Here is a 21,646-nt window from a genome sequence, read left to right on the forward strand (position 1 = left end):
GATGGTGTGCTTTATCGAATGGCGTGAACACGATTTAGAAAGCATGACGATAATCCTGACCATGTAGACGACCCAGCATTTTTGCAAAAAAATAAGTAAAAAGACAGCAAGAGTATCTTGTTTTGTCATATTAAGATGGAATTGTGTTTTATTTAAAGTATTTCGCCAGCTGGGTAGGTAAATATGAATTATTTTGCACATCTACACATTGCCTTTATTACAAATACTTCTTGGGTTGGCAATTTATTGGGGGATTTTCCAGTTGAGCCAGCCAACTTAGATGCAGATTTGCTGGTGGGTTGGCGTATGCATCAAAAAGTTGATGTTATGGTTGATCAGCACGAAGCTAGCGTGTTGTTTCGGTCTATGGCACGCAAAGGGCGTCGCCGATTTGCAGGGATTGTTCAAGATATAGTCATGGATTACTGGTTAATTCATTATTGGTCAGATTTTAGCTCGCAACCTTTGTCCGTGTTTTGTGAGCAAGCGGTATCAGGCTTGGTGCAGGATAAAGAGAGAAGCCCTGCACGCTTAAAAAGCATGATCTATTCATTAGAGCGTGAAAACTGGTTGTCTAACTTGGGGACGTTAGACGGGGTTGAAAAAGCGATTCGCTCAATCATGCATCGTTGGCAACATGGTGCTCATTTACAAGGCTTTGTCGAGGAGCTGCCGAGTGTGATTGCTCAAGCAGAGGGGCCATTTTTACATTTATATCCAGATTTACTGGCGTATGTGCGAGAAGAAATAAAAAAAACCGAGGCCACACACAGCCTCGGTTCAACGGATCCTTTAACGATGTAAATCGCCGTGATCCGATCGAGAGAACAACCATATAAACGCTATAAGCTCAGTGCAGATTCTTTGCTTTCGTTTACATGGCGCAAATGAGTATAGAGCGTTTACGCCATACGTTGCTTTGATTTGGATCAGATTAGAGCTGGTTACTTAAATTAAAGACCCTCTAGCAGTATTTCCTCTATATTGAGAAGAACTTATGGTAGAATTCGCCACCGAAAAAGACTTGGTTAGAATAGGAGTGTTAGGTTGAGCGTTCAGTGGTATCCAGGGCACATGAATAAAGCGCGTCGAGAGATCGAAGAGGTCATGACGCAAGTAGATATCGTGATTGAAGTGTTGGATGCCCGCATTCCTGATTCAAGTCAAAACCCTATGCTTAATACGTTGCGTGGGGATGTCCCTGTGCTGCGTTTGTTGAATAAAAAAGACTTGGCAGATAAATCTCGTCTAGACTTATGGTTAGAGCACTGGCGTGGTAATGAGTCCATCTTGGCGCATCCGTTTTCTACTCTTGATAAAGCCGACATTGCCAAAATAAGTCAATGGGTGGGACAGATGGTGCCTCACAGAGGAAGTGCAGAGAAGCCTATTCGGGCCATGATTGCTGGCATTCCTAACGTGGGTAAATCCAGTTTAATGAATGCGTTATTAGGACGTCGAGTAGCGAAAGTGGGGGATGAACCCGCCGTGACGAAGTCACAGCAAAAATTGAAAGTCACGAATGGCTTCCAGATATTAGATACCCTGGTATTTTGTGGCCGAAAATTGAAAACCCGGATGCCAGTTATCGCTTGGCTGTTACGGGTGCCGTTCGTGCCACTGCTATTGATTATGAAGATGTTGCCTTGGTGGGTTTGAAGTTTTTTATTGCAGACTATTTAGACTCTCTTGTGGCGCGTTACAAGTTAAAAGATCTTTCACCAGATCCTTACGAGGTGTTGAAAGTGATTGGCTCGAAACGGGGAGCGTTGCGCGCAGGTGGTAACGTTGACATGCACAAAGCGGCAGAAGTCTTCTTGAATGATGTGAGAACGGGGGCTATAGGGCCTTATGTCATGGAAACGCCAGAAATGATTGCTCACGAAGAGCGTTTGGTCGAGGAGGCCAAGGCGAAAAAAGAAGCCGAAAGGCAAGCAAGATTGGCTGCCGCTGTACCACAACGCCAGCAAGCGAATAATCGTGCTTATCGTCATGCTCAAGCGACAGATCAAGTAGAATCAACAGAACAAGTTCACACTATTCAGCAAGATGAGAACACAGATGACAAGCAGTGAGGTTCACGGTCATGGATTATGAAATTGCCTTTGATCAGGACGAAAATGTTTATCGCATTTACACCGGATACGAGTTTGCCGCTATTGGTGAATGGGTTTCCGAATACGTGCGCGATTTAGAAAGTATTCAGCGGGTATTAATGGCGGCACGTTTGGCGGAAACGGCAAAAGAAGTGACGGAATTTAAACATGGTCCTTTTGATGTTGTGCTAAGTGAAGAAGGGGTTTCTGTTTCTAGGCAAATCGATTTAGATTCGGCGGAAGAAGAGATAAAAGCGATGTTTGATAGCCAAGAAAGCTTCTATCAGACCTCGACCGACGGTATACAAGCAGAATGTGGCTTAGACGATTTAATTGATTTGATTGAAAATTGGCACGAAGTACTGCAATAACCTTAACGTGTTAGGGTAGTTGTTCCTTGCGCTGGCTGGGTTTACACTAGTGCTTGTTTATTTTTTACGTTTTTAGGGAGCCGATATGCTCATCGAATTGGAAAAAGCCCGCACTCGAAACAATGTTGTTCGCATTTTTCGTGAAGAATTGGATGGACCAGATAGCTGGACTGACGGTTTTGTTGTGGATGCCAACGAAGAAATGGTTTTGCTCCAATTGGTGGATGACAGTGTTCGTCTTAATGGTTATCAAATTCTCTTTTTAGAGGATATTAGCGACTTTGCTCACCCAGCGCCGTTTAATGACTTTCAGAAGAAAGTCCTAGAACTTCGTGGCGAGGAAGTAACGGATCCTGAAGTGGATCTGGATGACTTGGCGGTATTGTTGATTGATATCAGTGAAGAATTTGGACTTGTAACGCTGCATCGTGAAGAGGTTGAGCCTGACAGTTGCGAAATCGGACGCGTTGTTCGTGCCGATGCGGTGACCTATGAGTTAGAAGAAATTGGCTCTGACGCGCGCTGGTTTGATGATACTTTTGAGTACGATTTGTACGATATCACGCGTATTGAGTTTGGTGGCGCCTACGAGGATGCGTTGTTACTAGCAAACGAGGCAATGGGCGATGACGCCTATGAACGCTCGGATGAATACCCTGATGACGGTATTGTAGACGAAGATTAGTGAGAGACTCTTTTTCTTATTCAACATAAAAACGCCTTAACGGGCGTTTTTTTATTTATATTATCGTATTTATGTTGTTTTATTGGACGATCTTGGCGGTTTTTAGATGATGTGTTTTACGAATAAAACGAAATAAAAAAATAGGAAGCTTTTTTATGTCTCGGTGGATAACCCTTTTTCTGACATTGGTGCTTGTTTCTGGCTGTGCGGCGTACGCTACTCATCAGTTTGATTCTGTGTTTGGCTCGCAAGATACAGCGAACCGAACTGGCGATATCAATGACGAGGAAGCGGCCTTTTATAATGAACAAGTTAAGCCTATTTTAGACAGTCGTTGTGTCTCTTGTCATGCCTGTTACGATGCACCATGTCAGTTGAAATTGACCGCTACAGGCGGGATTGAGCGAGGCGGCTCAAAAGAGCTAGTTTATGATGGCACTCGCTTATTGGCATCCTCTCCGACGCGTTTGTTCATTGATGCTAAAAGTACCGATGAATGGCGGACAAAAGGTTTTCATCCGGTTTTAAACGAACGTGAGCAATCGCCTTCCGCAAATTTGCAAGGTAGCTTGTTATATCGTGCTGTTGCACTGCGCAAAAAACAGGGCGATTTTACTCAGCCGATTTTGCCTGATAGCTATGATTTCTCGCTCGCTCGTGATCAGCAATGCGTCAGTATCGAGGAGTATCAGCAGTTTGAAAGAGATTACCCTAATTGGGGGATGCCTTATGGTCTTCCCGCGTTAAGTGACAATGAATATGATGTGTTAACTCGGTGGTTGGCGAAAGGTGGCAAGATGCCAGAAGCCAAGCCTTTGCCTGTTAAGCTACAACAACAGGTGGCGTTATGGGAATCACGATTAAACGGCAATGATCTTAAAGGCCGATTGGTTTCTCGTTACATATATGAACATCTTTACTTATATAGTCTTTACTTAGGTGATGATGGTAGTGAAGATTTTCGCTTTCAGTTAGTGCGCTCTAAGACGCCTCCCGGAGAGCCAATTGATCGAATTGCTACGCGTCGTCCTTATGATCCACCGGGTGTTGATCGTGTGTATTACCGACTTTGGGCTGATCCAGAAGTAAAGGTTCAAAAAAATCATATTCCTATGCAGCTCGACGACGCGAGGTATGCTCGCTGGCAGTCCTATTTTTATGGCAATGATTACGAGGTAACGAGAGACCCAGGATATGCGCCGGAAGTGGCGACAAATCCCTTCAAAGCCTTCCGTGAAATTCCGGCTTATGGGCGTTATCGCTTTTTGTTGGATCACTCTCAGAAAACCATCATGTCATTTATTAAGGGTCCAGTGTGTCGTGGGCAAGTTGCGGTGAATGTGATTAATGAGCAATTTTGGGTGTATTTTCTCGATCCAGAAATTGCGTATAACAAAGGCTCAGCAGATTATTTAGAAGATCAAGTGCAAAATTTAGATCTGCCTGCTATTGGATCAAGTAACACACTATCACCCACTTCTTGGGTGACGTTTTCTGAGCAGCAAAAGTCATATTTATCAGCCAAAGCCGCATTGATTGAATCGGAAGTAGGTAAGACCATTCCTTTGGACTTAAGCGTTATCTGGGACGGTGACGGAAATAATAAAAATGCGGCATTAACGGTTTTTCGTCACTTTGATAATGCCTCTGTTGTAAAGGGGATGGTTGGTCAGCATCCTAAAACGTCGTGGGTGATTGATTACCCTTTATTAGAGCGCATTCATTATCTGTTAGTGGCGGGCTTTGATGTGTACGGTAATGTGGGTCATCAATTGGTCACACGTTTGTATATGGACTTTTTGCGCATGGAAGGAGAAATGAACTTCCTACTTTTATTGCCTAAGGAAGATCGAGAATCGATTCGACAGTATTGGTATCGAGACGCTGATCAAACCATCAAAAATTATATATTTAGTGATTACATAAAAGTGGATAGCCAGTCTCAAATCGAATACAGCACAGACGATCATCAGTCTGAACTGTATGAAAAGCTTAGGCATAAGCTGGCTGCTGTATTGGATCATAGTCATGACTTAGAGCAGAGTAAGTTGTCTGCGAATCAAATTGAAGCCTTGTATAAGCTTCAGTCTGTACGTGGTGGCGGTTTGGTGTATTTGCCTAATGTAGCGACAGTATTAGTGACTCAGCAAGGCGTGCCTTTGGAAGTGATTAGTCTGATCCATAATAAAGCTCACGCTAATATATCGAGCTTATTGGATGAAGAAGCGGCTCGCTTGCCAGAAGAGGATGGTGTGACCATTGCGAAAGGCGTATTAGGCGATTATCCAAATGTATTAATGCAAGTGGAAGAAAGTGAATTGGTTGCTTGGGCAGATCAAGTCGCTAATCTTAAAACACAGGCAGATTATGCCGCTCTTCTTGATAGTTTTGGTATACGCCGGACCCATCCAAATTTCTGGTTTGTGAGCGATGCAATCAGTAACTTAAACAGACTTGATCGTCCAAGAGAGAGTGGCATATTGGATTACAATCGCCTAGAAAATAAATAGCATAGTGTTTTTTTGAAAAAGTAGTGCGTCGTCTGTAGATGAAAATTCAAACAGGGCGACGCTTCTGCATTTTCTGCATGATTGTTGGCTTGTCCTCTCTCTAAAAGGACCCAAATAAAAGGTATATTCTTTATCACCTTATGATTGGGTAAGTATTATGATTCCTTTTTCAATTCTTGATTTGGCGCCAGTTGCTGCTGGTTGTTCCGTTGCCGACTCATTGGCGATGAGCCGCAGAATGGCAATTGCAGCAGAGGAGAACGGTTATGCGCGCTTTTGGTTGGCGGAGCATCATGGTATGGCTGGCGTAGCCAGTTCGGCAACGTCGGTTGTATTGTCTTACATAGGCGCTGCGACATCCACTATTCGCATTGGTTCTGGTGGTGTTATGTTGCCGAATCATTCGCCTTTAGTGATCGCAGAGCAGTTTGGTACTCTGGCTGAGCTTTATCCGGGGCGAGTTGACTTAGGCCTAGGTCGAGCGCCAGGGACGGACATGCAGACAGCACGCGCTCTGCGCCGTAATATGGATGCTTCGGTGGACAGCTACCCAGATGATGTTCTAGAGTTGCAGCGTTTACTTGGTCAGGGTACTCAAGGTGTAATGGCGGTACCTGGGCACAATACCCATGTGCCCCTTTGGATGTTGGGGTCGAGTCTGTATAGCGCTCAAGTGGCGGCAGAGTTTGGTTTACCTTATTCTTTTGCGTCGCATTTTGCGCCAGACCAACTGATTCAAGCGTTGACGGTTTATCGTCGAAATTTCAAGGCGTCTGAACAGCTTGCCAAGCCTCACACCATGGCAGGTGTTATGGCGGTTGTGGCGGAGACGGATGAAGAGGCAAAATACTTATTTACGTCGGCTCAGCAACAATTTGTCAATTTGCGTCGTAACCGCAATTTACCTTTTGCAAGACCGGTCGATAATATGGATGAGATCTGGTCGCCGAGTGAAAAGCACATGGTCGAGCACATGTTGCAGTATGCCATGGTGGGATCTAAAGAAAGCGTTGCATTTCAATTGACAAGTTTTCTAGAGTTGACAAAGGTGGATGAACTGATTGTTTCTATGCCGATTCATGACTCGGAAGCGAGATTGAAATCGCTGCGCCTAATGGCCGAGATCCGAGATGGTCTTTAATGTTAAGTAATATGGCGGTTTAAAAAAACTAGCCGTTAAAAAAGCCACTGGAAATTTGATGCTCTCCAGTGGCTTTTTTTATTTGTCGTAAGGCGATGGATCGCCCGCAACAGGTTGTGTCTTAAAGCGTCGATGCGACCAATAATATTGCTCTTTTTTGGGTTCTATAACGGACTGCATTAATTCATTGATTCTCGTCGCGTTTTCAACATCATCTTGGCTTGGATAGTTTTCCACTTCAGTCAAACTTAGATGATAGCCCTTTTCGGTTCTACCATAATCATAAAGCACCACTGGCGCATTGGTCATGTTGGCGATACGTCCAATATGAGCGATGGTGGCACATTGGCGACCATAGAATGGGGCGAAGACAGAGTTTCTTCGTCCGTAATCTTGATCGACCGCGTACCAAACGGCTTTGTTCTGTTTGAGTGATTTCAGTACTTCTCGCATGTTGGTGCGTTCTATGGTTTTAGAAAAAATGGCTTGGCGTTGGCGCTCCATAACCCAGTTCATAACCGGATTAGTTTGTAGCTTGTAAATTGGGTGAACGTCAATAAAGCGTGGCATTTGGCTGCCGCAGATATCAAGAGGCGAAAAATGCCCGCTGATTAATATGCAGCCACGGCCTTTGGCTAACACCTTGTCTATTACTTCTTGTCCTTCAAAGGTAATACGATTTTGGCATTTTTTGGGGCCTTGAAACCAAGAGGAAAACGTCTCGATTGTGCCTTTTCCCATGCTTTCAAAGTGGGCTTTAGTGAGTGCTTTTCTGTCTTCGTCGCACATGTCGGGGTAGCAGATTTTTAAGTTTACATCGCAAATATGTCTACGTCTTTTCGCGATGACATGCAGTGTACGACCAAGGTATTTGCCAAGTTTTTGTTGTAATGGCCAAGGTAAAAAACTCAATATGTAGGCAATTCCCATAGCGAACCAGCTTAACCAGTGTTTTGGGCCAAGATAGTGAGTGATACTTTTGTCCAGTGTTGATGTCTTTTTAGCCATGATAGCCTTCTAAAAAAGTGCGCCATTGCGCATCCGAAACAGTGAAATGAGAGTGGAGATTAGATTCCTTATCCAAAGAGCGTTTTAATCGGTCAATGTTGGCTTGTTTCCATTGTGTATCCTGAGTTCTTAGTTCGCACTTATCAAAATCAATCAGCCAAACTTTACCGTTCTGATCAACCATGATGTTATGGCAGTTTAAGTCTGAATGATAAATACCTTCATTGTGGAAGCGTTTTACGACTTTTCCAATCTCGTACCAGTTTAGTGTATGGCTGTTGCCTGCTTTAATAATATCAAAAAGATCGATCGCGTTTTCAATAGTCTGAGTCAATAGCTCCCCTCGGTAGAAGCCTTTGTTGAGGACATATAAGCCGCCGATAGGTCGAGGAACCGGTAATCCTATTGAGCACATATGCTCTAATAAGCTCAGTTCAAGCCATGGGCGTGTGTGTTTTTGACCTGTAAACAAGAAATGACTCTTATTAAATTTTGCAATAAGTCCACCTCGACGGTAGCGTCTTATGACAAATTTTCCAAACTGACTATTGATAAACCAGACAGCGCCTCGGCCATGGCCTGTACCAGTCAAAGCGTGTTGTGACTGCCAGAATTCTGGGTCGAACCAAGTGCTTGATAGTGGTAATGTCTGGTCGCTTTTTAATAGTGTCGTACTAGGCGATATTGTGATGGCTTCTGGCATTTTGCTCGCTTTACATAGGATGGTCTTTATCGCGTCTATAAATTTGGACACATTCAAAGAGGACTATTCTATAATACTTGCCACGTTTAAGCAGCCCTAGAGGAACACATGCAGCAAGAGTCAATACAGGAAAAGCGAGTGCAGCACGTGGCTGTCGTTAGATTGTCGGCGCTGGGCGATGTGTGTCATGCCATGGCAGTGGTGCAAGCCATTATAAAATCCAATCCATCTGTGCAGGTGACATGGGTAACGTCTCCGCTAGAAGCAAATTTAGTGCGTTTGCTAGAGGGAGTACGCGTGGTGGTTTATGACAAGAAAAGTGGTTTGTCTGGATTATTGGCGCTGCGCGCGTTACTGCGTGATCAAACATTTGATGTGTTACTGCATTTACAGTGGTCTCTCAGAGCAAGTCTAGTGTCCCGCATGATAACCGCAAAAAGACGTATCGGTTTTGCACTGTCTCATTCTCGCGAAAAGCAGCACTGGTTTGTCAATGAGTATGCACCTGAGCCGAAAGGTGAGCATGTTTTAGATTCCTTTTTATCTATCGCTAGTGTGTTGGGTGTGACGTCGCCTGTATTACCATGTGAGCTGGCGTTGCCTGATGTGGGTTTTCACTTGCCTGAGCGTTATGTAGTGATTAATCCTTCAGCTTCTAAGGCGGAGAGAAACTGGACGATAGAAGGATATCAGGCAGTCATAGACTGTCTCTTGCTGAAAGGTATTTGTCCCGTTATAACGGGTGGGCCTTCTACTGAGGAGGCGGCATTTGCTCGTACTATTATTGCCGATCGACCAGATCAAGTGATTAACCTAGTTGGCAAAACGCCACTGGCGATGATGATGTCTGTATTAAAAGGTGCGTCATTAGTGGTGAGTCCTGACACTGGGCCTGCGCACATGGCGACGTTAGTGGGGACACCAGTGATTGGTTTGTATGCGCACTCTAATCCTAAACGAACAGGGCCTTATCGAGATTTAGACAAGGTCGTAAGTGTCTATGAGGTGTTGGTCGTAAAAGAATATCAAAAGCCCGTGTCTGAACTACCATGGTCGACACGCGTGCATGACCCTAAGGCCATGCAGCATATTTCTATCGATCAGGTGCTTGCTGCGCTAGAAGCGGTTATCTAGCTAGCGCTTGCTCAGCCAGTTTAAGATCTAAAGTCGCTTTAAGTAGCTTATACAGCTTGATTGAAGCGTCTATTTCTTCTTTGCGGTTGGTTAAACTTTCTATGTTTAAGCCGAGTGGAACTCCAAGAGGGAGGGCCGTTTCAATAATTTGCTCCAAAGCATTGCGACAAATTTTAATGGACTCTTCCAATGGTGCTTGAGCGTCCAAAATGCGATGCTTAGTTGCATCGGGAACGGAAATCCCCAGCCACTCCATGAACTCAAGTGTTTTGGCGCTGCCGCAGGGTGTGAAAGTTAAAATGATACGCTTTGGCGTTTCGCCTCTTTTTTTGCAGGTTCTTGCGTAGCGGCTAATTAGATCTGCGGTCGCTTGGTGGTTATAAACGGCTTGTGAGATGAAGAATTCGCATCCAGATTCTGTTTTTTTCAACAGGCGTAAGTGTTCGTCGCCTTTTTTTGCATGTCGTTCTGCAATGGTAACACCGCCTAAGTTAAAAGCATGCGGTGATGCTTTTAATGTGTCATAGGCCTGCGGTAAAGGTAGTTTGATATCGCCCGTTGAAGAGGGTGACCCAACCAAAACGAGGTCACGAATACCATATTCTTCCCATGCTTGTGTTAACCAGCCAGAAAACTCTTCAGAACTACGTGAAGAGACGGATTTGTAAGTAATAACAGGTTTGCCAGATTGTTGATGAAGGCGTTTTGACCAAGCGCGTGGGTCGTGGGTTTCCATGAAAGGAAAAGGGCGCGGCTTGTCAATGCGGCTGGTTTCATCTTGAATGTCATAGACAATCAAACCGTCCACATCGATATTATCAAGACGCTCAAGTAATTTATGGCTTACTTGCTCTAGTTGCTCTTCTTCCATAGAAGACTTAGGTGGTGTTGTACCAATGAAGTATACGCCTCGACTCGGATCTTGAAATTTTGTTGCTAATGCCGATTTCATAATGTCACACTCTAAATAGACGAGGCAGCTATGTGGTTCTGCGGCTCGATAAGTTTGTTTGTTGTGGTTATTCTAACAGTGAAATGAATTCAAGGCTTTGACTGTAAGTTGAATAATATTATTGATGAAGTGAAGGTCTCTAATCTTAATTTGGGGATTGGCTGGGTTGCACGTCATTATAAGTGAGAAAGCGCATGTCAAATATAGATTTGAAAGGTTTTTCTGAAGTGACCTCTTCGGGTTTGCCGCCGGTGCATACTTGGACGCCGCCGTTTTGTGGTGACATGGACATGGTGATTAAAGCAAATGGTGATTGGTGTCATGAAGGCAGCAAAATTAAGCGTTCTGCTATGGTGACAATGTTTAGCCGAATATTGTGGTTCGAAAATGGCGAGTATTTCTTAATGACGCCTGTCGAAAAGGTACGAATTAAAGTAGAAGATGCGCCTTTTCACGTTAATCGTTGGCAATGGATAGAAACCGTGCACGGTCGAGCGATAGAGTTTCGAACTCAGACTGAGGATGTTCTGGTGCTCGGAGTTGACTGTGATATTTGGATGGGTTTTTACCATGAAGAAGAGCGTCCTTACATTTCTATGCGCTATGGCATGAAGGCTCTAGTGGGGCGAAATGTGTTTTATGGTCTCGCTGAAGGTCTTACTGAGGTTGAAACGTCACAGGGCCGAGGTGTGGGTGTAATAAGTGCGGGTAAAAGCTATCTTTTAATGCAAGATGCATAACGAATTTTAGATTGTCTAGGTTATAATGCGTGCATTAGACGCGACGTTTTGGTTACGCGGTATTGTTTAGTTTTGAAGGGGTATTTGTTTGTTATTCGAAGAATTTGGTTTTGATAATCGTATTTTAAAGTCTATTGGTCATCTAGGATTTGATGAGGCAACGGAAATACAAGCTCGCGCTATTCCAGAAGCCATGGCTGGAAGAGACTTATTGGCGTCATCAAAAACGGGTTCTGGAAAAACGCTCGCCTATCTTTTGCCTGCGTTGCATCGAGTTTATAAGAAAAAAGCGCTGTCAAAACGCGACCCTCGTGTTGTGGTTTTAGTGCCGACTCGAGAATTGGCTAAGCAAGTGTTTGGTCAGCTAAGGTTGTTATTAGCAGGCAGCCGCTTTACGTCTATTCTCATTCAAGGTGGTGAAAACTTTAACGATCAGCACAAATCCTTGCAAAAAGACCCGCATTTTATTGTGGCGACACCTGGTCGTTTGGTGGACCATTTAAAACAGCGTCATGTTTTTCTAGAAGGGCTTGAGTTGCTCATTTTAGATGAAGCAGATCGTATGCTGGATTTGGGTTTTGCCGACGCGATGCGCGCGATTAATGCGGCCGCCAGCCATCGTCAACGTCAGACATTGTTCTTCTCAGCGACATTGGATAATACGGAAGTTAGTATTATTGCTGGCGAGTTATTACGGGAGCCTTCGCGTGTTGCTGTTGGTCAAGGTTTTGACGAGCACACGGATATTTCTCAGCACGTTTTGTTGTGTGATCATTTGGATCATAAAGAAGCTTTACTTAAGCATCTATTGTTGGGCCAAACGATCAAGCAAGCAATTATTTTTACGGCAACGAAAAGCGATACTGTACGCTTGTCTGAGATCATCGCAGGGTGGGGGTTAAGTACGCAGGCTTTGAATGGCAATTTATCGCAAAGCGCGCGCAATAAAACCATGGAAAGCTTTGCCAAAGGGCAGTTTGATGTCCTTGTGAGCACAGATGTGGCTTCTCGTGGTTTGGATATTGCCAGCGTGTCTCATGTTTTCAACTTTGATTTGCCCAAGCAAGCTGAAGAGTTTGTTCACAGAACGGGACGTACAGGTCGTGCTGGTTTTAAGGGCGACGCTTATTCTTTGGTTGGTCCGAAGGATTGGTTGAATTTCAAAGCAATAGAGGCTTTTTTGCAAAAAACATTTGCTATTGAGTCTATTGAAGGGCTTGAGCCAACGTTTAAAGGGTTGTTGCCACCTAAACCTGCCCGTAAAGAATTGAAAAAAGACTCTGTTAAAACTCCGGCTAAAGCGCCTAAAAAAACAAATAAAAAGCCTGCAAGTAAAGCCCGCTTTCATGATAATCAACAGGACGGCTTTGACGCATTTAAATTACCACCTAAGCGTTTTATCACGTCGGAAGTGACCAGTGATGAAGATGAGTAATCCGATTCGTATTGTGTAAAATTATTGTGTGTGTAGGGCTATAATAATTGACAGGTGAGCCATTTTCACGCTATTGATTAGATAAAGTGTAGAAATCTTTCTTTACCTTTCTTATCTATTGGAGATGAGCTTATTAATCGTTTGCCCCCTTTAAATTCATTGAAGTGTTTTGAATCTGCTGCTCGCCATGGCAGTTTCAATAAAGCAGCCAAGGAATTGTCTGTAACGCCTTCTGCGATTAGTCATCAAATCAAGGGTTTGGAAAGTTTTCTAGGCCTTGAGCTTTTTCGCCGTACAAAACGTAAAGTGATTTTAACGGAAGCGGGTGAATCGTATTTAAAACCCATAAAGAGTATTTTTGAGCAGTTAGAAAACGCGACATCTGAACTGAAGAGCAAGCAAAAGTCTGGATCGTTGCGATTAGCGGTTGCCCCAGCTTTCCTTACTCGCTGGCTTATGCCAAGAATGGAACGATTTCAAGAGCGTTATCCTGATATTCAGATCGAAATTAGTTCTTCTACAGGGTTAATTGATTTCTCTGCCAACGACATAGATATGGCGGTGTACTTTGGTAGTGGCGATTGGGAGGATGTTGAGGCGCATTATTTACGCCCAGCACGCTTGGCTCCAGTTTGTAATCCTCGGTTGATAAAGCCTGAACAGCCTATCGTTAAACCAGAGGATATGCGTTTTTATCCGCTCTTACACGTTACTAAACGAAAAGACGAATGGCATGATTGGTTACAACAACATGATCTTGATCCTAAGTTATTTCGTCGTGGTTTGATGTTTTCTAGTGGGTCTTTAACCGCTGGTGCGGCGGCTCAAGGTTTGGGTATATCATTGACAGACCCAGAATTGATTATGCCAGAAATAGAGGCTGGGACGCTAAAAGTGTTGTTTAATCAGCATTTGATTACCAATCGGTCTTTTTATTTAGTGTATGAGAAACGTCGTTCAGTTACCTCTGCTATGTCGGCTTTCAAAGAATGGATAATTGAAGAGATGGTGGGAAATAAAAACACATAAGTGCACTTTGAATCGTGGCTAAAAAAACATATTTTTAAAACGGAAATGAGAACTTGTATATGAGCACAGCGTTAAAAGTAAATAGCTATTTTAATGATCAAGTAAAATCCATTGCATTGGATAACGCGGAAGGAACATCAACGGTTGGTGTAATGGCAATTGGTGACTATGAGTTTGGCACGAGTCAACGAGAATATATGACGGTTGTATCAGGTGCACTAACGGTAAAATTACCGGGACAAGACGATTGGACAACCTTTGCGAAAGGTGACACTTTTATTGTAGAAGCGAATCAAACCTTCCAATTAAAAGTGACCGAGATGACTGCTTATCTTTGTCGATATGAGTGATACGACTTTTTTAAAAGTAGTATAATAAAAAAAAGGGCTGATCAAATCAGCCCTTTTTGTTGATTGTTTAGCCACCGACCACGTTTACAAGAAGAGTGACTTTGTCGCTTAGGTTGAACGTACTTTTTGCTGCTGACTTTGGGGTTCCATTCACGAATGTCATTGATGGACACCTTAAATTTGTTGGCAACAACAGCCAATGACTCACCCGATCTTATAGTGTAAACCACTTTCTTGATTACACTGCGAGTACTGTCACTGTTTTTTGATTGATCAGGTTCTAGCCAAAGTACCAGTTTTTTGCCAGGCATTAGCGGATCGCCAAGCCCCATATTGTTCCAACGGGCAAGCGTTTTTGTATCTGTTTTATATTTATTGGCAATTGACCATAAGCTATCACCAGAATTGACGGTGTAGTTTATTTTAATGCGATTGCGGTTTGGTGCCTTAGATTGCTTGGCTAGTAAGCGTTGGTGAGAGCTTAATGTGTAGCTTTCAATGTTGTTTCCGGCTACTGGGATCATGAGCTCTTGCCCAACGCGGATCATAGAGGAAGACATTTTATTAACGTCTTGCAGGACGTTGACTGTTGTGTTGTGTTGTTTTGCCACTAAGAGTAAATTGTCACCAGCTTTTACCGAATAGCGAACCCAAGTTACTCGCTCTTTGCTGGGGATTTCTGCCAGCTTTGCTCTGAATTTTTTAGCCTTGGAAATAGGCATTAACAGTCGGTGGGGGCCATCAGGGGAGGTTGCCCACTGGTTAAAGCCAGGGTTTAATAAGTAAACCTCATCAATACTAACGTTCGCCATCTCCGCCGCTTGAGCTAAATCTATTTGACCGCCAATGTTGACAATATCAAAATAGGGTTTGTTCGGGATGGAATACGTTGAGTAATTGTATTTTTCTGGATCTTTGATGATTTTAGCAAGGGCTATTAACTTGGGGACATAAGCACGAGTCTCTCGCGGCAGGTCTAGGGACCAGAAATCAGTAGGTTTCCCCGCTTTTTTGTTTTTTCTGATCGCTCTCATAACAGTGCCTTCACCTGAGTTATAAGACGCCAGTGCATGGAGCCAGTTACCATCAAACATTTTATGCAGTCGAGTCAGGTAGGCAATGGCTGCCTGAGTCGAGCCTATAATATCGCGTCGACCGTCGTACCACCATGTTTGATCCAACCCATACATTTGACCTGTAGATGGGATAAATTGCCAAGGACCAGAAGCGCGTCCATGACTGTATCCGAATGGATCGAAGCCACTTTCTACGATGGGTAATAGGGCGATTTCTGTAGGAATACCTGCTTTTTCTAATTCTTCAACGATGTAGTACAAGTAACGTTCACCACGCTTTGATACTCTATCTAAATATGAAGGATGAGAGCTGAACCAGCGTAGCTGAGAGGATAGGCGAGGGCGATCTATATCAAGATCAAGCTGGTATCCGGCGCGAATTCTTTCCCATATGTCAGCGTGTTCTTGTGGTTTTATCGTTGTGACCAATTGCTCATCGGTTGCTTCTTCACTGTCTTCTGTAGTCGATTCGACTGGTGGTACAGTGTCAATAAAACCTAATTGTTCGGTATCTGCTTCGGCAATATCTCCATCTTCTAAAGACTCTGTGAGGCTCATTCGAAGCGTTATCTTGATCTATTTTTGAGGCGGTTTGGCAGGCGCTCAGTGTTAGGCTGACAAGGCAAATCCAGAATATTTTATATATCATGTAAGTCACAAAATTGAATAAAGTTTGGACATTTTAAGGGAGTATCGCGATAGGTCAACTAAAACTATCCTTGGCTCGTCTAACTTGACTGAATGCCGCCACAGAATTATCGGCTGGTTTTTCGTTAAGTTGTTGTGCTGCTTTAACTTTTAAGGACTTAATGTGGGTTCGTAAAAAGGGGTTAGTTTTTTTCTCTACGCTGAGTTTTGTTGGTAAAGTGGAACCATTATTGGCCCTTTTTGCTTGGCTTATTCGGTTTGAGCGTAAAAGTGATTTGTTGTTGGGTTCTAAAGAAAGAGCAAAACGGTAGTTTGCTAATGTATATTCGTGGGTGCCGTAGATGAGTGCGTTGTCGGGTAAATGGAAAATTTTTGTCATCGCGTCTAACATCTGCTCTGGTGTTCCTTCCATTATTCGACCACAGCCGCCCCTGAATAAGGTATCGCCACTGAATAAAGTGTTTGCCCCCTCGGGACAAAAGTAACACAAATGATCAAGCGTGTGCCCTGGGGTAGCGATAACATGAAAGGTGTGTTTGAAAATGGCTACTTGATCACCTTCGTACATGGGCGTAGTAATGAGATCCGTAAGATGCGCAGGACCATAAACATGGCAAGCAAAATATTGTTTTAGTCTACTGACGCCCCCAGTATGATCTTTGTGGTGGTGGGTAATTAAAATGCCTGTTAAGGTTTTGTTCTCTTTGTGGCAATAATCTAATACGACGTCGGCATCTCCCGGATCTACAGCCCAGATGGCTGAACTATCTTTATCTTGGATGATCCAGATATAATTGTCCTGAAAAGCGGGAAGCGGAAAAATAGTCATAAGTTGTCTGCTTTATAGAGGCGGTTGTTGTTTATATGGCGTGTCTATAAAAAAATAAATACAGCGTCATACCGTTTAAAAAGAGAATTCATTGTATGTTGGATGATCAATCAAGACAATTTTTTCAAAATTGGTACAAGAGTAATTTAGGCGATAGTGTCTTGCAGTTGGAGCGCGATGAAGTCGCAGCTGAACTCGATTCCGCAGTCGGCTATTATCTTGTCACGCAATCTCCTCTCAAAGACTTCTCTGTGCGAGAGCATCGTTTACGTGAGAGTATTTTAATCGCGCCTATTTTGGAATTTGGTGCGCCATCGAATACGGTTGTTGCCAGGGCAAGTGAACTGCCTTTTGAGGCGGATGGCATCGATGTCCATGTTTTTCACCATACGTTGGATATTTCCGCAACGCCACACGATGATTTACGTGAAGCGGCAAGAACCCTGTTACCAAGTGGCAAGTTGATCATTATCGGCTTTAATCCTTGGAGTGTTTGGGGGTTTTGTCGTTTGTTTTCTAAAAAGGTGAAAGCGCCATGGTGCGGTCATTTTATTGCTCATCAACGCTTGGAGGATTGGCTAAAAGTAGCGGGCCTCACCTTGGAAACAAAGCGTTTTGTGTATTATCAACCCCCTCTGCAAAATGGCAAATGGCGATCGCGTTTTGCTTGGGTTGATAGAATGTTTAAGCCGCTTAAGCTGCCTTTTAGTGGTATTTATGTCATGGTGGCAACAAAGCAGGTAAAGCGCTTTATTCCGCTAAAACCTCGTTGGTCTGGGGCTAGAGTCCGAGTGCCTCCTTTAACGAAACCAACAGTGAAAGAGATGAAAGAGTGAAAAAGGTTGTAATGTATACAGACGGTGCTTGTAAGGGAAACCCTGGTATTGGTGGTTGGGGAGCTTGGTTAACCTTTGGTGAGCATGAAAAACATTTATGTGGTGGTGAGCAGGATACGACGAATAATCGTATGGAGCTTATGGGAGCAATAGAAGGACTGCGGGCATTAAAAGAAAAGTGTGCAGTGACTTTATATACAGACTCTTCATATGTACAAAAAGGCATCACTGAATGGCTGGCTGGCTGGAAACGAAAGGGGTGGATGACGGCGTCCAAACAACCAGTAAAAAATAAAGATCTTTGGCAGGCTTTAGATGAGTTGTGTCAGTATCATGACGTGACGTGGAAATGGGTAAAAGGTCATGCTGGTATTGAAGGGAATGAAATTGCGGATCAATTGGCAAACAAAGGTATTGAGGAGTTAAGGGCGCTATCATGAGACAGGTTGTGCTGGATACAGAGACAACGGGTATCGATCCAAAACAAGGGCATCGAATTATCGAAATTGGTTGTGTGGAAATGATTGGTCGTAAGTTAACCAATCGGCATTTTCATGTATATATTAACCCAGACAGAGAGGTGGAAGAAGAAGCCTTTAAGGTTCACGGGATAAGCAACGAGTTTCTTGCTGATAAGCCTCGTTTTCATGAAATTGCGCAAGAGTTTTTCGATTTTATCAAAGGTGCTGAACTGATCATCCACAATGCACCATTTGATATTGGCTTTATGGACCATGAGTTTGCTCGTATTGGTGGCTATCCGAAAACAGCTGAGGTATGTGGTGTCTTTGATAGCTTAGTTTATGCTCGTAAGAAACACCCAGGACAGAAGAATAACCTCGATATTTTATGTAAACGTTATGGCATTGATAACTCTCACCGAGAATTGCATGGCGCTCTTTTAGACTCGGAAATATTGGCCGATGTCTATTTGTTGATGACGGGTGGGCAGACTAGTTTGGGGCTTGCTAATCATGCGGACTCAGACAGTAAAGAAGAGGGTGGAGTGGAAGCTATTCGTCGTTTTTCTGCCAATCGCCCTGCGCTAAAAATTATCCGAGCCAGTGAGAGCGAGTTAGAAATGCATGAAGCGCGTTTAGATTTGATCGACAAAAAATCCGGTCAGTCTCTCTGGCGTATTAAGCATTAATAAGCAGTAAAAAGCAGTAAAAAGCATAGATATACAAGCTTCCAAATAAATATCCCCCCAATCCTTGATTAAACAGATTGGGGGGATATTTATTTTTATGTAGCTTATTGGTTAATTAAACACATATTACAATAGGTAAACAACACATAGCCCGCCAACGATGCTCAACACTATCGTATAAGGAAGGGCCATCCACACCATTTTGCCGTAAGACAAACGTAAGAGTGGCGCAATGGCAGAAGTCAATAAAAATAAGAAAGCGGCTTGACCGTTTGGTGTGGCAACACTTGGTAAGTTAGTGCCTGTATTAACAGCCACAGCTAAGGTGTCAAAATGTTCTCGAGTAATGGTGCCAGCATCCAGTGCGGCTTTGATTTCATTGATGTATACAGTAGCAACAAAAACGTTGTCACTGATAGCAGATAGTAAGCCATTAGCAATAAACAGCATAATTGGCTGGCTATCTGTGGGCATCTGTAGCACTACATCAATGACAGGTTGAAATAGATGTTGCGAATGGATAACGGAAACCACAGTAAAAAATACCACCAATAATGCCGTAAAGGGTAATGACTCCTCAAATGCATGGCCAATCTGACGCTCTTCAACGATACCGTTGAATGACGTTAGCAGTACAATGACCATTAAGCCAACCAGTCCAACTTCCGCAACATGGAAAGCAAGAGATAGTACGAGAATAATAGCGACAATGCCTTGCACAATCAGTTGAGCTTTGGTTTTGCTTGTGTGTTTTTTGCTTTCTTCTTGTTCAAAATTATTAAGAATATCTCGAACGGTATCTGGTAATTGAGCGCCGTAATCAAACCAAGCGGTCTTTTCTAAAACGATCACCGTTAATAAGCCACAAATTAAGACAGGCATTGAGACGGGGGCAACATTCATGAAGAATTCGCCAAAATTCCAGCCTGCAACCTTAGCAATCAGTAAGTTTTGTGGTTCGCCTACTAGCGTTGCGACGCCACCAAGCGCGGTACCCACCGCACCGTGCATTAATAAATCGCGTAGAAACGAGCGAAATTCGTTTAAGTCTTCTGTGTTGACTGGCAATATTGAATCGTCTTTACCATGGTCGTGATTTTTATTAGAGCTTTGGCCTGAAGCCGCCTTGTGGTAGACCGAATAAAAGCCAACGCCAACACTGATTAGAACGGCTGTCACCGTTAAGGCATCTAAAAAAGCCGAAAGCAATGCAGCAGAAAAACTAAAAATTAATGAGATGACGATTTTTGATTTTACTTTGACTAGAAGCTTGTTAAAAATAAACAGCAGCATGTCTTTCATAAAGTAAATGCCAGCCACCATAAACATGAGCAGCAGAATAACTTCCATGTTGTGAGATACTTCAGTGTATACACCCTCAGGGGAAGTAAGCCCAAGGACTACGGCCTCAATGGCAAGCAAGCCCCCAGGTTGTAATGGGTAGCATTTTAGCGCCATCGCCAGTGTAAATATGAACTCAATAATTAATAGCCAGCCTGCAACAAATGGCCCTAATACCACTAAGACAATTGGGTTGATAATCAGAAACGCTAAGATGACTTGCTTGTACCACAGTGGTGATGCACCGAGGAAATTTCTTCCTAGTGCTTGGGACAGAGAGGCTTTCATTGATGACTCCTTTTGGGAAAACACTGAAAATGTGCAAAAAATTAACAGGATTTTTCTGTTTTTGTATAGCAGATCAAAAAATCTTGTTAGTTTTCTGGGGTTTTCAGGCTTTAAAATGCTCAGACTCTATCAAAGTGTGCAGATAATAAGGCATATGCTTGACAGTATCTATAGTGAAATATCAGTAAATATGATTGTTATTTGTAAAAATATCCCCAATATGCCAAGAACTTATGACTATTTAGAGGAAATAAACGTTGGAATTTTTAACTGACTATGCTGGTTTTTTGCTGAAGTTAATCAGTGTTGCTGTGGTGATTGGTTTATTGTTGGCAATAGTGGCAAGCGGAAAGCGTAAATCGCAACCTGGTAGCTTATCTATCACTAAATTGAACGAGACATATGATGCGATGAAGGCGGAGTTGGATCGTCAGCTAATGGATAAGAAAGCTCTAAAAAACATCGAAAAAGAGAAGAAGAAAAAAGACAAGCTTGAGAAAAAAGCTCAGAAAAAAGTCTCTAAAGTTGCTGATGCGAAAGAAGAGACCAAGAGGCGAGTGTATGTATTGGATTTTGATGGAGATATTAAGGCGTCCGCGGTAGAGACAATGAGAGAAGAGATAACTGCGATTCTAAGTATCGCCAAGCCGCAGGATGAAGTTGTTGTTCGTTTGGAAAGTGGTGGCGGTGTGGTTCACGGGTATGGTTTGGCTGCGTCCCAATTACAGCGAATTCGAGAGGCGAATATCCCATTAACGATTTGCGTTGATAAAGTAGCAGCTAGTGGGGGTTATATGATGGCGTGTGTGGCAGATAAAATTATCGCAGCGCCTTTTGCTATTTTGGGTTCCATTGGCGTGGTCGCCCAAATTCCAAACCTTCATCGCTTGTTGGATAAAAGTCTCATTGATGTTGAGTTGCATACAGCAGGGCGATACAAGCGTACGTTGACCATGTTGGGGGAAAACACAGATGAGGGCCGAGAAAAGTTTAAGCAAGATTTAGAAGATACTCATGATCTTTTTAAACGATTTGTCTCAAGCCAGCGTCCGCAGTTAGACATCGAAAGCATTGCCACCGGTGAGACTTGGTACGGTTCGGAGGCATTAGGCAACAAATTGGTTGATGTCGTGATGACCAGCGATGCCTATTTGGTGTCTAATTACAGTACGGCGGAAGTAATTCGTTTAGCGTACAAACAACCGAAAGGCATGGCTGAACGCTTAGGGTTGTCATTTTTTTCAGTGATTGAGCAAAAAGCCATTGCCTGGGTGGGGAAGTTGGCCCAGTCCCGCGGCTATTAGTCTGTTTTTTGGTCAGTAAA

The 21,646-nt window shown here is 43.4% G+C and carries 22 protein-coding genes; 16 read left to right on the forward strand and 6 right to left on the reverse strand.

Annotation, left to right across the window (positions count from 1 at the left end; translation table 11 throughout):
* Window positions 1–183 precede the first annotated feature (183 nt).
* The 7 genes from ONZ52_RS13560 to ONZ52_RS13590 all read left to right on the forward strand — a co-directional run bounded on the left by ONZ52_RS13560 (window position 184) and on the right by ONZ52_RS13590 (window position 6,803).
* Window positions 184–804 (forward strand): acyl carrier protein phosphodiesterase, encoded by a 621-nt coding sequence (locus tag ONZ52_RS13560; protein ID WP_265219194.1) that lies wholly within the window; start codon window positions 184–186, stop codon window positions 802–804.
* Window positions 805–1,047: 243 nt separating this feature from the next.
* The gene (locus ONZ52_RS13565) at window positions 1,048–1,659 is read left to right on the forward strand and encodes a YlqF/YawG family GTPase (RefSeq protein ID WP_265219195.1); all 612 of its coding nucleotides are present in this window, start codon (window positions 1,048–1,050) and stop codon (window positions 1,657–1,659) included.
* Entirely contained in the window at window positions 1,656–2,075 is a 420-nt protein-coding gene (locus ONZ52_RS13570) for a hypothetical protein (protein ID WP_265219196.1), read from the forward strand. The genes ONZ52_RS13565 and ONZ52_RS13570 overlap by 4 nt, the downstream gene beginning before the upstream one ends.
* 11 nt (window positions 2,076–2,086) lie before the next feature.
* Window positions 2,087–2,467, forward strand: a complete 381-nt coding sequence (locus tag ONZ52_RS13575) for a YacL family protein (RefSeq protein WP_111636645.1) — start codon at window positions 2,087–2,089, stop codon at window positions 2,465–2,467.
* An 85-nt stretch (window positions 2,468–2,552) separates the two neighbouring features.
* A complete protein-coding gene (locus ONZ52_RS13580; protein WP_265219198.1) occupies window positions 2,553–3,152 on the forward strand; it encodes a hypothetical protein in 600 nt (199 codons plus the stop codon).
* Window positions 3,153–3,307: 155 nt separating this feature from the next.
* Window positions 3,308–5,662 carry a fatty acid cis/trans isomerase gene (locus ONZ52_RS13585; protein WP_265219199.1) on the forward strand — a complete coding sequence of 785 codons (2,355 nt, stop codon included), beginning with the start codon at window positions 3,308–3,310 and terminating at the stop codon, window positions 5,660–5,662.
* A gap of 157 nt (window positions 5,663–5,819) precedes the next feature.
* Window positions 5,820–6,803 carry an LLM class flavin-dependent oxidoreductase gene (locus tag ONZ52_RS13590; RefSeq protein ID WP_265219200.1) on the forward strand — a complete coding sequence of 328 codons (984 nt, stop codon included), beginning with the start codon at window positions 5,820–5,822 and terminating at the stop codon, window positions 6,801–6,803.
* A gap of 78 nt (window positions 6,804–6,881) precedes the next feature.
* On the opposite strand, the gene ONZ52_RS13595 is transcribed toward ONZ52_RS13590, so the two are convergent.
* Both ONZ52_RS13595 and ONZ52_RS13600 read right to left on the reverse strand, forming a co-directional pair.
* Window positions 6,882–7,811 (reverse strand): lysophospholipid acyltransferase family protein, encoded by a 930-nt coding sequence (locus ONZ52_RS13595; RefSeq protein ID WP_265219201.1) that lies wholly within the window; start codon window positions 7,809–7,811, stop codon window positions 6,882–6,884.
* The gene (locus ONZ52_RS13600; protein ID WP_265219203.1) at window positions 7,804–8,514 is read right to left on the reverse strand and encodes a 3-deoxy-D-manno-octulosonic acid kinase; all 711 of its coding nucleotides are present in this window, start codon (window positions 8,512–8,514) and stop codon (window positions 7,804–7,806) included. The genes ONZ52_RS13595 and ONZ52_RS13600 overlap by 8 nt, the downstream gene beginning before the upstream one ends.
* A gap of 108 nt (window positions 8,515–8,622) precedes the next feature.
* Between ONZ52_RS13600 and ONZ52_RS13605 the strand changes: the two genes are divergently transcribed.
* Window positions 8,623–9,648, forward strand: a complete 1,026-nt coding sequence (locus ONZ52_RS13605; protein WP_265219206.1) for a glycosyltransferase family 9 protein — start codon at window positions 8,623–8,625, stop codon at window positions 9,646–9,648.
* On the opposite strand, the gene ONZ52_RS13610 is transcribed toward ONZ52_RS13605, so the two are convergent.
* Entirely contained in the window at window positions 9,641–10,600 is a 960-nt protein-coding gene (locus ONZ52_RS13610; protein WP_265219208.1) for a hypothetical protein, read from the reverse strand. The two genes, ONZ52_RS13605 and ONZ52_RS13610, sit on opposite strands and share 8 nt — an antisense overlap.
* Before the next feature lie 194 nt (window positions 10,601–10,794).
* On the opposite strand from ONZ52_RS13610, the gene ONZ52_RS13615 reads away from it, so the two are divergent.
* The 4 genes from ONZ52_RS13615 to ppnP all read left to right on the forward strand — a co-directional run bounded on the left by ONZ52_RS13615 (window position 10,795) and on the right by ppnP (window position 14,154).
* A complete protein-coding gene (locus ONZ52_RS13615; protein WP_265219210.1) occupies window positions 10,795–11,340 on the forward strand; it encodes a DUF1285 domain-containing protein in 546 nt (181 codons plus the stop codon).
* 88 nt (window positions 11,341–11,428) lie between these two features.
* Window positions 11,429–12,775, forward strand: a complete 1,347-nt coding sequence (locus ONZ52_RS13620; RefSeq protein ID WP_265219211.1) for a DEAD/DEAH box helicase — start codon at window positions 11,429–11,431, stop codon at window positions 12,773–12,775.
* 141 nt (window positions 12,776–12,916) lie between these two features.
* On the forward strand, window positions 12,917–13,804 hold the full coding sequence (gcvA, locus tag ONZ52_RS13625; protein ID WP_321160320.1) for a transcriptional regulator GcvA: 888 nt from the start codon (window positions 12,917–12,919) through the stop codon (window positions 13,802–13,804).
* A gap of 59 nt (window positions 13,805–13,863) precedes the next feature.
* Window positions 13,864–14,154, forward strand: coding sequence for a pyrimidine/purine nucleoside phosphorylase (ppnP, locus tag ONZ52_RS13630; protein ID WP_265219213.1), 291 nt, complete (start codon window positions 13,864–13,866; stop codon window positions 14,152–14,154).
* A 41-nt stretch (window positions 14,155–14,195) separates the two neighbouring features.
* On the opposite strand, the gene ONZ52_RS13635 is transcribed toward ppnP, so the two are convergent.
* Together ONZ52_RS13635 and gloB are read right to left on the reverse strand one after the other, a co-directional pair.
* A complete protein-coding gene (locus tag ONZ52_RS13635; RefSeq protein ID WP_265219215.1) occupies window positions 14,196–15,788 on the reverse strand; it encodes a lytic transglycosylase in 1,593 nt (530 codons plus the stop codon).
* Window positions 15,789–15,933: 145 nt separating this feature from the next.
* A complete protein-coding gene (gene gloB / locus ONZ52_RS13640) occupies window positions 15,934–16,707 on the reverse strand; it encodes a hydroxyacylglutathione hydrolase (protein ID WP_265219217.1) in 774 nt (257 codons plus the stop codon).
* A 95-nt stretch (window positions 16,708–16,802) separates the two neighbouring features.
* On the opposite strand from gloB, the gene ONZ52_RS13645 reads away from it, so the two are divergent.
* The 3 genes from ONZ52_RS13645 to dnaQ are packed head-to-tail and all read left to right on the forward strand — an operon-like array spanning window position 16,803 to window position 18,693.
* Window positions 16,803–17,543 carry a class I SAM-dependent methyltransferase gene (locus ONZ52_RS13645; protein WP_265219218.1) on the forward strand — a complete coding sequence of 247 codons (741 nt, stop codon included), beginning with the start codon at window positions 16,803–16,805 and terminating at the stop codon, window positions 17,541–17,543.
* Window positions 17,540–17,983: a ribonuclease HI gene (gene rnhA, locus ONZ52_RS13650; RefSeq protein ID WP_265219219.1), complete on the forward strand. Its 444-nt coding sequence runs from the start codon at window positions 17,540–17,542 to the stop codon at window positions 17,981–17,983. Before ONZ52_RS13645 ends, rnhA begins: the two co-directional genes overlap by 4 nt.
* Window positions 17,980–18,693 (forward strand): DNA polymerase III subunit epsilon, encoded by a 714-nt coding sequence (gene dnaQ / locus ONZ52_RS13655; RefSeq protein ID WP_265219220.1) that lies wholly within the window; start codon window positions 17,980–17,982, stop codon window positions 18,691–18,693. Before rnhA ends, dnaQ begins: the two co-directional genes overlap by 4 nt.
* 126 nt (window positions 18,694–18,819) lie before the next feature.
* Here dnaQ and nhaB read toward each other — a convergent pair whose 3' ends face one another.
* A complete protein-coding gene (nhaB, locus tag ONZ52_RS13660) occupies window positions 18,820–20,322 on the reverse strand; it encodes a sodium/proton antiporter NhaB (protein WP_265219221.1) in 1,503 nt (500 codons plus the stop codon).
* A 257-nt stretch (window positions 20,323–20,579) separates the two neighbouring features.
* Here nhaB and sohB point away from each other — a divergent pair, with 257 nt between their 5' ends.
* On the forward strand, window positions 20,580–21,626 hold the full coding sequence (sohB, locus tag ONZ52_RS13665) for a protease SohB (RefSeq protein WP_265219222.1): 1,047 nt from the start codon (window positions 20,580–20,582) through the stop codon (window positions 21,624–21,626).
* Window positions 21,627–21,646: the final 20 nt, after the last annotated feature.

Source organism: Marinomonas rhodophyticola, from assembly GCF_026113935.1.
Lineage (GTDB): Bacteria > Pseudomonadota > Gammaproteobacteria > Pseudomonadales > Marinomonadaceae > Marinomonas > Marinomonas rhodophyticola.

Coding starts and splice junctions, on each gene's coding strand:
- ONZ52_RS13560 (WP_265219194.1), top strand. CDS start 184: ATGAATTATTTTGCACATCTACACATTGCCTTTATTACAAATACTTCT.
- ONZ52_RS13575 (WP_111636645.1), top strand. CDS start 2,087: ATGGATTATGAAATTGCCTTTGATCAGGACGAAAATGTTTATCGCATT.
- ONZ52_RS13580 (WP_265219198.1), top strand. CDS start 2,553: ATGCTCATCGAATTGGAAAAAGCCCGCACTCGAAACAATGTTGTTCGC.
- ONZ52_RS13585 (WP_265219199.1), top strand. CDS start 3,308: ATGTCTCGGTGGATAACCCTTTTTCTGACATTGGTGCTTGTTTCTGGC.
- ONZ52_RS13590 (WP_265219200.1), top strand. CDS start 5,820: ATGATTCCTTTTTCAATTCTTGATTTGGCGCCAGTTGCTGCTGGTTGT.
- ONZ52_RS13595 (WP_265219201.1), bottom strand. CDS start 7,811: ATGGCTAAAAAGACATCAACACTGGACAAAAGTATCACTCACTATCTT.
- ONZ52_RS13600 (WP_265219203.1), bottom strand. CDS start 8,514: ATGCCAGAAGCCATCACAATATCGCCTAGTACGACACTATTAAAAAGC.
- ONZ52_RS13605 (WP_265219206.1), top strand. CDS start 8,623: ATGCAGCAAGAGTCAATACAGGAAAAGCGAGTGCAGCACGTGGCTGTC.
- ONZ52_RS13610 (WP_265219208.1), bottom strand. CDS start 10,600: ATGAAATCGGCATTAGCAACAAAATTTCAAGATCCGAGTCGAGGCGTA.
- ONZ52_RS13615 (WP_265219210.1), top strand. CDS start 10,795: ATGTCAAATATAGATTTGAAAGGTTTTTCTGAAGTGACCTCTTCGGGT.
- ppnP (WP_265219213.1), top strand. CDS start 13,864: ATGAGCACAGCGTTAAAAGTAAATAGCTATTTTAATGATCAAGTAAAA.
- ONZ52_RS13635 (WP_265219215.1), bottom strand. CDS start 15,788: ATGAGCCTCACAGAGTCTTTAGAAGATGGAGATATTGCCGAAGCAGAT.
- gloB (WP_265219217.1), bottom strand. CDS start 16,707: ATGACTATTTTTCCGCTTCCCGCTTTTCAGGACAATTATATCTGGATC.
- ONZ52_RS13645 (WP_265219218.1), top strand. CDS start 16,803: ATGTTGGATGATCAATCAAGACAATTTTTTCAAAATTGGTACAAGAGT.
- dnaQ (WP_265219220.1), top strand. CDS start 17,980: ATGAGACAGGTTGTGCTGGATACAGAGACAACGGGTATCGATCCAAAA.
- nhaB (WP_265219221.1), bottom strand. CDS start 20,322: ATGAAAGCCTCTCTGTCCCAAGCACTAGGAAGAAATTTCCTCGGTGCA.